11 protein-coding genes are annotated in these 13,813 nt (G+C 62.6%); 8 read left to right on the top strand and 3 right to left on the bottom strand.

Features of this window, described 5'->3' with window-relative positions:
• Window position 1: 1 nt before the first annotated feature.
• The gene (locus TQ98_RS08405; protein WP_044874897.1) at window positions 2–661 is read right to left on the bottom strand and encodes a GntR family transcriptional regulator; all 660 of its coding nucleotides are present in this window, start codon (window positions 659–661) and stop codon (window positions 2–4) included.
• 379 nt (window positions 662–1,040) lie between these two features.
• Between TQ98_RS08405 and xdhA the strand changes: the two genes are divergently transcribed.
• From xdhA to guaD, 4 genes are all read left to right on the top strand, one after another.
• Window positions 1,041–2,480 carry a xanthine dehydrogenase small subunit gene (gene xdhA, locus TQ98_RS08400; RefSeq protein ID WP_103102915.1) on the top strand — a complete coding sequence of 480 codons (1,440 nt, stop codon included), beginning with the start codon at window positions 1,041–1,043 and terminating at the stop codon, window positions 2,478–2,480.
• Entirely contained in the window at window positions 2,473–4,869 is a 2,397-nt protein-coding gene (gene xdhB, locus TQ98_RS08395) for a xanthine dehydrogenase molybdopterin binding subunit (protein WP_044874894.1), read from the top strand. The genes xdhA and xdhB overlap by 8 nt, the downstream gene beginning before the upstream one ends.
• Window positions 4,870–5,072: 203 nt before the next feature.
• Window positions 5,073–5,906, top strand: coding sequence for a xanthine dehydrogenase accessory protein XdhC (xdhC, locus tag TQ98_RS08390; protein WP_044874893.1), 834 nt, complete (start codon window positions 5,073–5,075; stop codon window positions 5,904–5,906).
• Window positions 5,907–6,034: 128 nt separating this feature from the next.
• Window positions 6,035–7,342, top strand: coding sequence for a guanine deaminase (gene guaD / locus TQ98_RS08385; protein WP_044874892.1), 1,308 nt, complete (start codon window positions 6,035–6,037; stop codon window positions 7,340–7,342).
• 269 nt (window positions 7,343–7,611) lie between these two features.
• Here the strand turns inward: guaD and TQ98_RS08380 are convergent, their stop codons facing one another.
• Window positions 7,612–8,382 (bottom strand): GntR family transcriptional regulator, encoded by a 771-nt coding sequence (locus TQ98_RS08380; RefSeq protein WP_044874891.1) that lies wholly within the window; start codon window positions 8,380–8,382, stop codon window positions 7,612–7,614.
• 615 nt (window positions 8,383–8,997) lie between these two features.
• On the opposite strand from TQ98_RS08380, the gene TQ98_RS08375 reads away from it, so the two are divergent.
• Entirely contained in the window at window positions 8,998–10,347 is a 1,350-nt protein-coding gene (locus TQ98_RS08375) for an NCS2 family permease (protein WP_044874890.1), read from the top strand.
• A gap of 572 nt (window positions 10,348–10,919) precedes the next feature.
• Here the strand turns inward: TQ98_RS08375 and uraH are convergent.
• Window positions 10,920–11,273, bottom strand: a complete 354-nt coding sequence (uraH, locus tag TQ98_RS08370; RefSeq protein WP_044875456.1) for a hydroxyisourate hydrolase — start codon at window positions 11,271–11,273, stop codon at window positions 10,920–10,922.
• A gap of 422 nt (window positions 11,274–11,695) precedes the next feature.
• Between uraH and puuE the strand changes: the two genes are divergently transcribed.
• The 3 genes from puuE to TQ98_RS08355 all read left to right on the top strand — a co-directional run bounded on the left by puuE (window position 11,696) and on the right by TQ98_RS08355 (window position 13,803).
• The gene (puuE, locus tag TQ98_RS08365; protein WP_044874889.1) at window positions 11,696–12,625 is read left to right on the top strand and encodes an allantoinase PuuE; all 930 of its coding nucleotides are present in this window, start codon (window positions 11,696–11,698) and stop codon (window positions 12,623–12,625) included.
• The gene (gene uraD, locus TQ98_RS08360; protein ID WP_044874888.1) at window positions 12,622–13,137 is read left to right on the top strand and encodes a 2-oxo-4-hydroxy-4-carboxy-5-ureidoimidazoline decarboxylase; all 516 of its coding nucleotides are present in this window, start codon (window positions 12,622–12,624) and stop codon (window positions 13,135–13,137) included. The genes puuE and uraD overlap by 4 nt, the downstream gene beginning before the upstream one ends.
• A gap of 162 nt (window positions 13,138–13,299) precedes the next feature.
• Entirely contained in the window at window positions 13,300–13,803 is a 504-nt protein-coding gene (locus TQ98_RS08355; RefSeq protein ID WP_044874887.1) for an ureidoglycolate lyase, read from the top strand.
• The last annotated feature ends 10 nt before the right edge of the window (window positions 13,804–13,813 follow it).

The raw sequence follows: 13,813 nt of genomic DNA, 5'->3' as shown, positions 1-13,813 counted from the left end.
CTCAACGCTCGGCCAGGGCCGCGAGCACCAGCTCGCAGTTCTGCTTGCAGTAGCCCAGCAACACTTCGCGGACCTTCACCTGGTCCCGGGCGATCACCGCCTGCAACAGGTCGTCGAAGACCGCGCCGAACTGCCCCATCTGACCACGGCGGCGTTCCAGGGCGATGTAGTAGGTACGGGCGATGGCCGGCTGCAGGTTGTCCAGGGTCTGCTGCAGGAACGGGTTGTCGGCGAAGGGATAGGCGGCCTGCATGATGGCGAAGCTGGCGTCGACGAACGCCAGGATGTCTTCCCGCTCGCGCGCTTCGGCCAGGCGCTCCTGGATCGCGCGGAACGGCAGGAGGTCTTCCTCGCTGCGCCACTGCTCGGTTACGGCGTAGCCCAGCAGGATGTAGAGCTCCATCACCAGGGTATAGAGGCTGCGCACGTGCTGCTGGGTCAGCTCGGACACCTGGGCGCCGCGACGCGGCAGGATGGTGATCAGATGACGGCGTTCCAGGATCAGCAGCGCTTCGCGCACCGACCCCCGGCTGACATTCATGGCCTGGGTGACTTTCTGTTCCTGAATGCGCTCCCGCTCTTTCAGCTCGCCGCGGATGATGCGCGCGGCCAGGTGCTGGGCGATCTGCTCGGAGAGGCTGTCCGATGCCTTGAACGTCATGGTTTTCCTTCGAACTGGAAGACATTGTGGGCTGCGCCGGGAAATTCCGCGCAAAAGCTCAGGCGCCGACAGTACTACGGGTACGGGCAGTGCAGGCAAGAGCAATGGGGGAAATTTCCGGCTCTGCCGCAGGATAGGGCAGGCGACGCAGTCTACCACAAGGCGCCAGGCGCCCCGCCCGCGCTTTCCTACACTTATGACAAGAGGCATCAACGGCGCCCACGCCCGGAGACAGAGCGGGCGCAGCGGGCTAATAACCGAAAGAGATGACACTTTCCTGACTTTTGAGTCAGAAATTTATTGACCGGAAAGTCAGGTCGCTCTAAATTTGCCCCCATACGAGCCCTCGTAAAAACAATAAAGTGCCTGGAGGTCGTCCTTGATCCAGTTTTTACTCAATCGGGAGCTGCGCACTGAGCAGGCCCTCGATCCCAATGTCACGGTGCTCAACTACCTGCGTGAGCATGTCGGCAAACCCGGTACCAAAGAAGGCTGCGCCTCCGGCGACTGCGGTGCGTGCACCGTTGTAGTCGGCGAGCTGGAGGGCGACCGCATCCGCTACCGCACTCTCAACTCCTGCCTGACCTTCGTGTCCTCGCTGCACGGCAAGCAACTGATTACCGTGGAAGACCTGAAGCACCAGGGCCAACTGCATTCCGTGCAGCAGGCCATGGTGGATTGCCACGGTTCCCAGTGCGGCTTCTGCACCCCCGGTTTCGTCATGTCCCTGTTCGCCCTGCAGAAGAACAGCGACGGCTTCGACAAGGCCCAGACCATGGAAGCCCTGGCCGGCAACCTGTGCCGCTGCACCGGCTATCGTCCGATCATCGACGCCGCCGAGCAGGCCTGCTGCCAGAAGCAGCCGGACCAGTTCGACGTAGCCGAAGCCCAGACCGTCGCCCAACTCAAAGCCATCGCCCCGCGCGCGACCGCCGAGCTCAACAGCGGCGACAAGCGCTGCCTGGTGCCGCTGACTGTGGCCGACCTGGCTGATTTCTACGTGTCCAACCCGCAGGCCCGCCTGCTGGCCGGTGGCACCGACCTGGCTCTGGAAGTCACCCAGTTCCACCGTGAACTGCCGGTGATGATCTACGTCGGCCATATCGAAGCCATGAAGCGCATCGAGGAAAACGGCGATTTCATCGAGATCGGCGCCGCTACCCCGCTGTCCGACTGCTACGAAACCCTGTCCCGCGAGTACCCGGATTTCGGCGAACTGCTGCACCGCTTCGCCTCGCTGCAGATCCGCAACCAGGGCACCCTGGGCGGCAACATCGGCAACGCCTCCCCCATCGGCGACGCCCCGCCGCTGCTGATTGCCCTGGGCGCCGAGATCGTCCTGCGCAAAGGCAACCAGACCCGCATCCTGCCGCTGGACGAGTACTTCCTGGACTACAAGGTCACCGCACGCCAGGAATCCGAGTTCATCGAAAAGATTCGCGTGCCCCGCGCCCGCAAGAACCAGACGTTCCGCGCCTACAAGGTGTCCAAGCGCCTGGACGACGACATCTCCGCCGTTTGCGCCGCCTTCAGCCTGGTGATCGAGAATGGTGTGGTGCGCAAGGCCCGCGTCGCCTTCGGCGGCATGGCCGGCATTCCCAAGCGCGCCAGCGCCTGTGAACAGGCCCTGATCGGCGCCGCCTGGTACCCGGGCACCGTCGAACGCGCCTGCGAGGCCCTGGCCAAGGACTTCACGCCGCTCTCGGACTTCCGCGCCAGCAAGGAATACCGCCTGCTGACCGCCCAGAACCTGCTGCGCAAGTTCTTCCTCGAGCTGCAATCCCCAGAAGTCGAAACCCGGGTGACCGCTTATGTCTAACCATTTCCACCACAAGACCCAGGAAGAACTGGCGGAACTGTTCCGCGCCGACATCACCACCGGCGTCGGCAAGAGCGTCAAGCACGAGAGCGCGCCCAAGCACGTCACCGGCGAAGCCGTGTACGTCGATGACCGCCTGGAGTTCCCGAACCAGCTTCACGTTTATGCCCGCATGAGCGACCGCGCCCATGCCCGCATCACGCGCATCGATACCACCCCCTGCTACCAGTTCCCGGGCGTGGCCATCGCCATCACCGCGAAGGACGTGCCCGGCCAACTGGACATCGGCCCGGTCGTCGCCGGCGACCCGCTGCTGGCGGATGGCAAGGTCGAGTACGTCGGCCAGGTGGTACTGGCCGTGGGTGCCGACAGCCTGGAAACCGCCCGCAAGGCGGCCATGGCGGCCATCGTCGAATACGAGGACCTGGAGCCCGTTCTCGACGTGGTCGACGCCCTGCGCAAGAAGCATTTCGTGCTGGACAGCCACCAGCACAAGCGTGGTGATTCCACTACCGCACTGGCCAACGCCAAGAACCGCGTGCAGGGCACCCTGCACATCGGCGGCCAGGAGCACTTCTACCTGGAGACGCAGATCTCCTCCGTCATGCCCACCGAAGATGGCGGCATGATCGTCTACACCTCCACCCAGAACGCCACCGAGGTGCAGAAACTGGTGGCCGAGGTGCTGGGCGTCCCGATGCACAAGATCGTCATCGACATGCGCCGCATGGGCGGTGGCTTCGGCGGCAAGGAAACCCAGGCAGCCGGCCCGGCCTGCCTGTGCGCCGTGATCGCTCACCACACCAAGCGCCCGACCAAGATGCGTCTGCCGCGCATGGAAGACATGAGCATCACCGGCAAGCGCCACCCCTTCTACGTCGAGTACGACGTGGGCTTCAACGATGACGGCCTGCTCACCGGCATCGAACTGGAACTGGCGGGCAACTGCGGCTATTCGCCCGACCTGTCCGGTTCCATCGTCGACCGCGCGATGTTCCACTCGGACAACGCCTACTTCCTCGAAAACGCCACCATCAACGGTCACCGTTGCAAGACCAACACCGCGTCGAACACCGCCTACCGCGGCTTCGGCGGCCCGCAGGGCATGGTCGCGATCGAAGAAATCATGGACGCCATTGCCCGCCACCTGGGCAAGGACCCACTGGACGTCCGCAAGCTGAACTACTACGGCAAGGACGAGCGCAACGTCACGCACTACTACCAGACCGTCGAGCACAACATGCTCGCCGAGATGACCGCCGACCTCGAAGCCAGCAGCGAGTACGCCAAGCGCCGCGAGGAAATCCGTGCCTTCAACGCCGCGAGCCCGGTGCTGAAGAAAGGCCTGGCGATGACCCCGGTGAAATTCGGCATCAGCTTCACCGCCACCTTCCTCAACCAGGCCGGCGCGCTGGTGCACGTCTACACCGACGGCAGCATCCACCTGAACCACGGCGGCACCGAGATGGGCCAGGGCCTGAACACCAAGGTCGCCCAGGTGGTGGCCGAAGTCTTCCAGGTCGATATCTCGCGCATCCAGATCACCGCGACCAACACCGACAAGGTGCCCAACACCTCGCCGACCGCCGCATCAAGCGGTACCGACCTGAACGGCAAGGCCGCGCAGAACGCTGCCGAGACCATCAAGGGCCGCCTGGTGGAGTTCCTCGCCAATCACTTCAAGGTGACCACCGAGGACGTGCAGTTCAAGAACGACCAGGTGCGTGTGCGCGACCACTACCTCTCCTTCGAGGAAGTGATCCAGCTGGCCTACTTCAACCAGATCTCGCTCTCCAGCACCGGTTTCTACCGCACGCCGAAGATCTTCTACGACCGCGACAAGGCCTCCGGCCGCCCCTTCTACTACTTCGCCTATGGCGTGGCCTGCTGCGAAGTGATCGTCGACACCCTGACCGGTGAATACCGGATGCTGCGCACCGACATCCTCCACGACGTCGGCGCCTCCCTGAACCCGGCCATCGACATCGGCCAGGTGGAAGGTGCATTCGTCCAGGGCATGGGCTGGCTGACCACCGAGGAACTGGTGTGGAACGCCAAGGGCAAGCTGATGACCAATGGTCCGGCGAGCTACAAGATCCCGGCCATCGCCGACATGCCCATCGACCTGCGGGTGCACCTGGTGGAGAACCGCAAGAACCCCGAGCAGACGGTGTTCCACTCCAAGGCCGTGGGCGAGCCGCCCTTCATGCTCGGTATCGCGGCCTGGTGCGCCATCAAGGACGCCGTGGCGAGCCTGGGCGACTACAAGGCGCAGCCGCAGATCGACGCGCCCGCCACCCCGGAGCGCGTGCTCTGGGGCGTCGAGCAGATGAAGAAACTCCAACAGCCGGCCAAGGCCTCGACCCCGACGGAAACCGAACCGGCATGACCCGTGGCGGCCCGTCCACCGGGACTGGCCGCCACACGAAACCCACGGTGCAGAACAATGACAACATCCACCGATCGTTCGAAGAACACGCAGCAAGGCAGCGATGCCGTGCTGCTGGAAACGTTGCCGGCACTGGCTCGTCCCAGAGACGACTGGCGCCTGTCGCGTACCACAAGGCCCCTGCGTAGCTGGAGACTGAGCAAATGAGCTGGATCAGCGCCCTCGCCGACCTGCAGCAACGCGGAGAACCTTGCGTGCTGGTGACCATCATCGAAGAGCGTGGCTCCACGCCACGCAATGCCGGCTCGAAAATGGTGGTCACCGCAGAGCGCATCTTCGAAACCATCGGTGGTGGTCATCTCGAGTTCAAGGCGATGGAAATCGCCCGCCAGATGCTCGAGGAACGCACCCTGGACACCCGCCTGGAGCGCTTCAGCCTGGGCGCCAGCCTCGGCCAGTGCTGCGGCGGTGCCACGGTGCTGCTGTTCGAACCCATGGGCCAGCCCCAGGCACACATCGCCGTTTTCGGCGCTGGCCATGTCGGCCGCGCCCTGGTCCCGCTGCTCGCCAGCCTGCCCTGCAAGGTGCGCTGGATCGACTCGCGGGAAAATGAGTTCCCCGAGCAGATTCCTGCCGGCGTGGAGAAGGTGGTCAACGAAGAGGTGATCGACGAAATCGCCGAGATGCCCAAGGGCAGCTACTTCATCGTCATGACCCACAACCATCAGCTGGACCTGGAACTGACCGCCGAAATCCTCAAACGCAACGACTTCGCCTATTTCGGCCTGATCGGCTCGAAGACCAAGCGTGTCAAGTTCGAGCACCGCCTGCGTGAACGCGGCTTCGCCAGCGAAACCGTGCAACGCATGCGCTGCCCCATGGGCATCCAGGAAGTCAAAGGCAAACTGCCGGTAGAAATCGCCATTTCCATCGCCGGTGAAGTGGTCGCCACCTACAACGCCAACTTCGGCCAGGAAGTGAAGAAGGGTGAGACGGTCGCCAAACTGATCCCCTCTTCCCGCCGAGAACAGGCCTGACATCCCTGTAGGTTGGCGCTGAGCGGAGCGAAGCCCAACCGTTCCGGACGTTGGGCTTCGCAGGCTCAGCGCCAACCTACGACGAATTCCGCCTTCGGGCGTCGAAATCACGAAAGAACGAGACTGACATGACCAGCCACGTAACCGCCTACCGCTCCGCCATCCTGCACAGCATCGCCGATCCCGCCCAGGTGGGCGTCGAGCAGTCCTACCAGTATTTCGAAGACGGTCTGATGGTGGTGGAAGACGGCCGCATCAAGGCTGTGGGCGAGGCCAAGGCGCTGCTGCCGGGCCTGCCGGCCGGCGTCCAGGTGCGCGAGTACCGCGACGCCCTGATCACCCCCGGCTTCATCGACACCCATATCCATTTCCCGCAGACCGGCATGATCGCGTCCTACGGCGAACAGCTGCTGGACTGGCTGAACACCTACACCTTCCCCACCGAGAAGCAGTTCGCCGACAAGGCCCATGCCGCCGACGTCGCCTCCATTTTCATCAAGGAACTGCTGCGCAACGGCACCACCACCGCGCTGGTATTCGGCACCGTGCACAAGGAATCGGTGGACGCCTTCTTCGAAGCAGCCCAGGCCCTCGACCTGCGCATGATCGCCGGCAAGGTGCTGATGGACCGCAACGCCCCGGACTACCTGACCGACACCGCTGAATCCGGCTATGCCGACAGCAAGGAGCTGATCGAGCGCTGGCACGGCAAGGGCCGCCTGCACTATGCGGTGACCCCGCGCTTCGCCCCCACCAGCACGCCCGAGCAGCTGGAGCTGGCGGGCAAGCTGTTCGCCGAATACCCGAACCTGTACATGCACACCCACCTGTCCGAGAACCGCAAGGAAATCGAGTGGGTGAAGGAACTGTTCCCGGAGCGCAAGGGCTACCTGGACGTCTACGACCACTTCAAGCTGATCGGCGCGCGCTCGGTGTTCGCCCACGGCGTGCACCTGTGCGACGACGAGTGCAAGCGTCTGGCGGAAACCGGCTCGGCCGTGGCCTTCTGCCCCACCTCCAACCTGTTCCTCGGCAGCGGCCTGTTCGACCTGCAGAAGCTGGAAGCGCACGGCGTGCGCGTGGGCCTGGGCACCGACGTGGGCGCCGGCACCAGCTTCTCCCAGCTGCAGTCGCTGAACGAGGCGTACAAGGTGATGCAGCTGCAGGGCAAGAAGCTCGACCCGTTCAAGTCCCTGTATCTCGCCACCCTGGGCGGCGCCCGCGCGCTCTACCTGGACGACAAGATCGGCAACTTCCAGGCCGGCAAGGACGCGGACTTCGTGGTCCTCGACTACAAGGCCACGCCGCTGATGGACTACCGCATGCAACAGGCGAAGACCCTGGCGGAAAAGCTGTTCGCCCTGACCATCCTCGGCGACGACCGTACCGTGAAGGAAACCTTCGCCGCCGGCCGCAGCGTGCATCAGCGCGGCTGATTGGGTTGAACAAAAAAAGCCCCGCTTCGGCGGGGCTTTTCTGTTTCTGCGGATTGCACCCCTACCCCCCTACGCACTGGTTGACCGTAGGGTGCGCTGTACGCACCAACCGCGGGACCGGCACCGCGCGACGCTCGACCACCGATGCGCACGGCGCACCCTACCGGCCCGCTCCGTCGTTCCAGAATGAATTCGCCCTCACAATCGATCTCTCCGCATCATCCAAACGAAAAAGCCCCGCATTAGCGGGGCTTTTTGCTGGTGCCGGATCAGGCGCTGCGGTTGGTGCCGCGGCCGGGCTTCTTCTTGGTCTGCAGCAGGTGCGAGAACACCGCGTGCAGGTCATCTGAGGCGCCGCCTTCATCCAGGTTCAGCTTGTCGTCGATGTGGTCCATGTGATGCATCATCAGCATCACCGCGCGCTCAGCGTCGCGGGACTCGATGGCGTCGATCAGGCGATTGTGCTCGTCGAAGGAACAGTGGGAACGGCTGCCGCTTTCGTACTGGGCAATGATGAGCGAGGTCTGGGACACCAGACTGCGCTGGAAGCTCACCAGCGGGGCGTTCATCGCCGCTTCGGCCAGCTTCAGGTGGAACTCGCCGGAAAGACGGATACCGGCGCCGCGGTCGCCACGGGAGAAGCAGGCCTGCTCCTCGTTGACCATCTGCCGCAGCTCTTGCAGTTGCTCCGCAGTGGCATGCTCCACGGCCAACTCGGTGATGGCGCGCTCAACCAGACGGCGGGCATAGAAGATCTGCCGGGCTTCTTCGACGCTGGGGCTGGCCACCACGGCGCCGCGATTCGGACGCAGCAGCACCACGCCTTCATGGGCGAGGCGCGACAGGGCGCGACGAATGATGGTGCGGCTGACACCGAAGATCTCGCCCAGGGCCTCTTCACTCAACTTGGTGCCGGGGGCCAGGCGCTGCTCGAGAATGGCATCGAAAATATGCGCGTAGACAACGTCATCCTGCGTGCCGCTGCGGTTGCTTTTGGCGGTGCGCGGCTGCTTCTTGAGTGGCTGCAACTGTTCGTTCATGGGTGCTCACGTCAGTAGGGTCGGCGGTGTTCCAGGGCCCTTTTTGCCCCTCTCCGCCGGGCTGAGCAGGTGTGTCAGCAAGGGAAATCAGGGAAAAATCGAGGGATATTGTACACAATCAACCCGCCTTGAACAGTTTCGATGCAGCTCCAATCCCATTCCTGACCAGTTGCACAGCTTTTTCCGACAGATCCCCTCCCCGCTTTTGCCCCGGGTAATCGAGGGAAAAATCAGCGGCTTCCCTACATTTTTTTGTCATAAGCACGCCTATCTCAGCGCCAATCAGTGCTTTCAACCCGCACCACCGGCGCCTCCCCGATTTTCTTAAATTTTCATAACTCATTGTTTTATAACGATTTACAAAATTCGTTAGGTTGCAAATTGTCGCGACATTTTTTGTCTTTCCGGTCAGGTTTTTGCGATTGGTGCGTTTTATCGAACATTGAAAACATTATTTGTTTTTTTTGTATACAAAGGCATAATCGCGCCGTGACTTCCTGACCCTGCGGTCAAGTATTTGAGGAAGACCACCACTCACGCCATCCGCCTCAGTCAGTCCGGAGCCCACTCCAGGCTCTGGGTGAACAAAACAAAAGAGATGAGGAGTACCACGCTGTGGAAAGCATCAAACAACAAGAACAAGGAACGTACGCCGCAACACCGCCCGCTAACGGTCTGCTTGAACGTCTCTTCAAGCTCAGCCTTCACGGCACCACCGTGAAGACCGAACTGGCTGCAGGTCTGACGACCTTCATCACCATGGCCTACATCATTTTCGTCAACCCGAACATCATGGCCGATGCCGGGATCGATCATGGCGCAGCCTTCGTTGCCACCTGCCTCGCCGCAGCCTTCGGCTGCCTCCTCATGGGCCTCTACGCCAACTGGCCGGTGGGTCTCGCCCCGGGCATGGGCCTGAACGCCTTCTTCACCTACACCGTGGTCAACACCATGGGCTACAGCTGGCAGATCGCGCTTGGCGCGGTGTTCCTCTCCGGCGTGCTGTTCATGATCCTGACCTTCTCGCGCATCCGCGAATGGCTGCTCAACAGCATCCCCAGCAGCTTGCGCTTCGCCATGGGTGCGGGTGTCGGCCTGTTCCTCGGACTGATCGGCCTGAAGACCGCCGGCATCGTGGTTGCCCATCCGGCCACCCTGGTGCACATCGGTGACCTGACCTCCCCCGGTCCGCTGCTGGCCGCCATCTGCTTCCTGATGATCGCGGTGCTGGAATACCGTCGTATCTTCGGCGGCATCCTGATCAGCATCCTGACCGTGACCCTGATCGGCGTAGGCATCGGCATCGTCAAATTCGGCGGCGTGTTCTCCATGCCCCCGAGCCTGGCCCCGACCTTCATGGCCATGGACATCAGCGGCGCCTTCAACGTGACCATGGTCAGCGTGATCCTGGCCTTCCTCTTCGTGCACATGTTCGACACCGCCGGCACCCTGATGGGCGTGGCCCAGCGTGCCAACCTGGTGCAGGAAGACGGCCGCATCGAGAACCTGTCCAAGGCCATGAAGGCTGACAGCGCCTCCAGCGTGTTCGGTGGCGTGCTCGGCGTACCGCCGGTGACCAGCTACGTGGAAAGCGCCGCCGGTGTTGCCGCCGGTGGCCGTACCGGCCTGACCGCCGTGACCGTGGGCATCCTGTTCATCGCCGCCATGTTCTTCGCCCCGCTGGCCGGCATGATCCCCGCCTACGCCACCGCCGGTGCGCTGATCTACGTCGCCATGCTGATGATGGGCGGCATGGCCCACATCGACTGGAAAGAACACACCGAAACCATCCCGGCCATCGTCACCGTCATCATGATGCCGCTGACCTTCTCGGTCGCCGACGGCATCGCCCTGGGCTTCGTGACCTATGTGGCCATGAAGGCCTTCACCGGCAAGTACAAGGATGTGTCGGTAAGCCTGTACGCCCTCTGCGCCATCTTCGTCGCCAAGTTCATCTTCCTGTAACTGCTCCACGGCAACGACCGGGCCCTGCCGCATTGCGGCAGGGCCTTTTCATTTGGGCGCGGAGTCGCTTTGGTGTACTTCGTAGGATGGGTCGGGCGGCGTTCCGCGAGCGGAGCGATACCCATGCGGACGAGGCTGATGGGTATCGCTCCGCTCCACCCATCCTACAAGTCTGCCGGTACCACTCGCGCTGCTTCCCTGCTCTCGCGCTGACGCCCTTCCTCCCTCGCACAGCTGTCCCTTCCCGTATCCGGTAACGACGCGCACCTTCGATTTCCGACCGCTGGCCAGCGAACTCGTAAATGCCGCCTAGACTCTCCCCTATTCCGAAGAGGTTCCCAGACACAGGTACAGCCCTATCCGGCTGCGTAGAGCTTTTGCCCGCTGGATCGACACACTCCCTTGCGCATCTCCCCGTGATGCGTTTAAGCCCGGCCTCGTGCCGGGCTTCTTTTTGGTCCGGGAACGCCCAGCGGCGTCTTCGCACCACTTTTCTGCAGGCGAAAAAAAGGCCCGCAGTGTGAACGGGCCAGGAAAGACTCCAATGAGTCGAGGGTAACGAGATCCGGAAACTAGCTACCGCGATAGGTGGAGTAGCTATAGGGGGAGATCAGCAGCGGCACGTGGTAGTGATCCTGCTCGGCGGAAATGCCGAAGCGCAGCACGACCACGTCCAGGAATGCGGGTTCGGGAAGCGCAACGCCACGGGCGCGGTAGTAGTCACCGGCATGGAAGTGGATCTGGTAGACGCCACTCTGGTAATCGGCGCCCTGCAGCAGAGGTGCATCGCAGCGCCCGTCGTCATTGGTGGTGGCGGTAGCGACCAGCTCCATGCCTGCGCCTTCCACGCGGTAGAGCTCGATCTTGATGTCACGGCCGGGGCAACCGTGGGCGGCATCCAGTACATGAGTGGTCAAACGTCCCATTGCTCGCTGGGCGTCCTCCGGGCCATTGCGCTGGCCGCGATCGGAACGCCACACCTCCTCTGCTTGTTCAAATCGGTGTGTGATGAGGGCTGAGGCCCCGGTACGGTTCGCAGAATAACATGCGACCGACGAAATGTAAGACATAAACTCAAAAAATTGTACACAATCTCGCCATCGAATTCTGCTGAGCCGCCTACGGTCCCCACCCAATCTTGATTTGCACGAAATGGCCAGCCAGTGTGCCCTGCGGCCAGAACTCCTGACCAGTCGGACAGGATGCGCAATCACTTGCCGATTCACGACTTCGACAAAGTTTTGATTTACAAAACGCAAGACAGTTTGTATACAATCACCCCATCCACGGTCGCGCACCACTTCTCAGGCTGTCGCGGATCGCCCAATAGACAAGAAGGAAGACTGCAGTGAGCGCTGAGTACCCACGCGACCTGATCGGTTACGGCAACAATCCTCCCCACCCGCAATGGCCGGGTGAATCCCGCATCGCCCTGTCCTTTGTCCTCAACTACGAGGAAGGCGGCGAGCGCAACGTGCTCCACGGCGACAAGGAATCCGAAGCCTTCCTGTCCGAGATGGTGGCCGCCCAGCCGCTGCAGGGCGTGCGCAACATGAGCATGGAATCCCTCTACGAGTACGGCAGCCGCGCCGGTGTCTGGCGCCTGCTGAACCTGTTCAAGCAGCACGACATCCCCCTGACCATCTTCGCCGTCGCCATGGCCGCCCAGCGCCACCCGGACGCAATCCGTGCAATGGTCGAGGCCGGCCATGAGATCTGCAGCCACGGCTACCGCTGGATCGACTACCAGTACATGGACGAGGCCCAGGAGCGCGAGCACATGCTCGAAGCCATCCGCATCCTCACCGAACTGACCGGCGAGCGCCCGGTGGGCTGGTACACCGGCCGCACCGGCCCGAACACCCGTCGCCTGGTGATGGAGGAAGGCGGCTTCCTCTACGATTCCGATACCTACGACGACGACCTGCCCTACTGGGACCCGGCCAGCACCGCCGAGAAGCCGCACCTGGTCATCCCCTACACCCTGGACACCAACGACATGCGTTTCACCCAGGTGCAGGGCTTCAACAAGGGTGATGACTTCTTCGAATACCTCAAGGACGCCTTCGACGTGCTCTACGCCGAAGGTGCCGCTGGCGCGCCGAAGATGCTGTCCATCGGCATGCACTGCCGCCTGCTGGGCCGTCCGGCACGCCTCGCCTCCCTGGCGCGTTTCATCGACTACGTGAAAGGCCATGAAAAGGTCTGGTTCGCCCGCCGCGTCGACATCGCCCGCCACTGGCACGCCACCCACCCTTTCAAAGAGCAAGCGAAATGAGCCGCTTTCAGACCCTGACCCCATCCACCCTGTCCCGCGAAGCCTTCGTCAGCGCGTTCGCCGACATCTACGAGCACTCGCCCTGGGTTGCCGAGAAGGCATTCGACCTGGGTCAGGATGACCGCATCAACGAAATCGACGGCCTGCACCAGCGCATGGCCGACCTGTTGCTCAGCGCCAGCCATGACGCCCAGCTGGCGCTGATCAACGCTCACCCGGACCTGGCCGGCAAGGCCGCTGTCCGTGGCGAGCTGACCGAAGCCAGCACCAGCGAACAAGCCGGTGCCGGCATCCATGAGTGCACGGCTGAAGAGTTCGCGCGCTTCACCGAACTGAATGACGCCTACAAGGCCAAGTTCGGGTTTCCTTTCATCATGGCGGTGAAAGGCAGCAATCGGCACCAGATCCTGGCGGCCTTCGAGGAGCGGATCCACAACTCCCCCGAAGCCGAGTTCACCAGGGCCCTGAACGAGATCAACAAGATCGCGCTGTTCCGTCTGCAGCAGATGTAAGCCGCAGCCGCACCGCCGCTTTTGACGACCGGGTGGGCTTCGGCCCGCCCATCGGCTCTCCGCCGAATCGGAGAGCCTGGGGGGAGGATGGATTGACCACCTCCACTCCCGGCCCCGCCCCCACCGAGGGACGGGAACCAGCAACGAACCAGTAGAACAGCCATGCGAACCCTGAAGATCGAGCCCCTGACCAAAGAAGCCTTCGCCCCCTTCGGAGATGTGATCGAAACCGACGGCAGCGAGTACTTCATGATCAACAACGGCTCCACCCGCCGTTATCACAAGCTGGCGACGGTCGAGACCGCCCAGCCCGACGACAAGGCGATCATCAGCATCTTCAGCGCCGAATCCCTTGAGATGCCCTTGCGCATCCGCATGCTTGAACGACATCCGCTGGGCAGCCAGGCCTTCATTCCGCTGCTCGGCAACCCCTTTCTGGTCGTGGTCGCGCCACTTGGCGATGTACCTGTACCGGGCTTGGTCCGTGCCTTCATTTCCAATGGCAGGCAGGGCGTTAATTACCATCGCGGCGTTTGGCACCACCCGGTGCTGACGATCGAAAAGCGGGATGACTTCCTGGTGGTTGATCGCAGTGGTTCTGGCAACAACTGCGACGAGCATTACTTCACCGAGGACGAGCAGCTCCTCCTCGACCCCCACCACTAATAAGAGAAGC

Origin of the sequence: Pseudomonas sp. LFM046, from assembly GCF_000949385.2 — a bacterium.
Lineage (GTDB): Bacteria > Pseudomonadota > Gammaproteobacteria > Pseudomonadales > Pseudomonadaceae > Metapseudomonas.
This window is presented reverse-complemented; position numbering and strand designations above follow the sequence as displayed.

Bases quoted from the DNA above. Each gene is read 5' to 3' on its own strand.
- TQ98_RS08405 (WP_044874897.1), bottom strand. From the start codon at position 661: ATGACGTTCAAGGCATCGGACAGCCTCTCCGAGCAGATCGCCCAGCAC.
- xdhB (WP_044874894.1), top strand. From the start codon at position 2,473: ATGTCTAACCATTTCCACCACAAGACCCAGGAAGAACTGGCGGAACTG.
- xdhC (WP_044874893.1), top strand. From the start codon at position 5,073: ATGAGCTGGATCAGCGCCCTCGCCGACCTGCAGCAACGCGGAGAACCT.
- guaD (WP_044874892.1), top strand. From the start codon at position 6,035: ATGACCAGCCACGTAACCGCCTACCGCTCCGCCATCCTGCACAGCATC.
- TQ98_RS08380 (WP_044874891.1), bottom strand. From the start codon at position 8,382: ATGAACGAACAGTTGCAGCCACTCAAGAAGCAGCCGCGCACCGCCAAA.
- uraH (WP_044875456.1), bottom strand. From the start codon at position 11,273: ATGGGACGTTTGACCACTCATGTACTGGATGCCGCCCACGGTTGCCCC.
- uraD (WP_044874888.1), top strand. From the start codon at position 12,622: ATGAGCCGCTTTCAGACCCTGACCCCATCCACCCTGTCCCGCGAAGCC.
- TQ98_RS08355 (WP_044874887.1), top strand. From the start codon at position 13,300: ATGCGAACCCTGAAGATCGAGCCCCTGACCAAAGAAGCCTTCGCCCCC.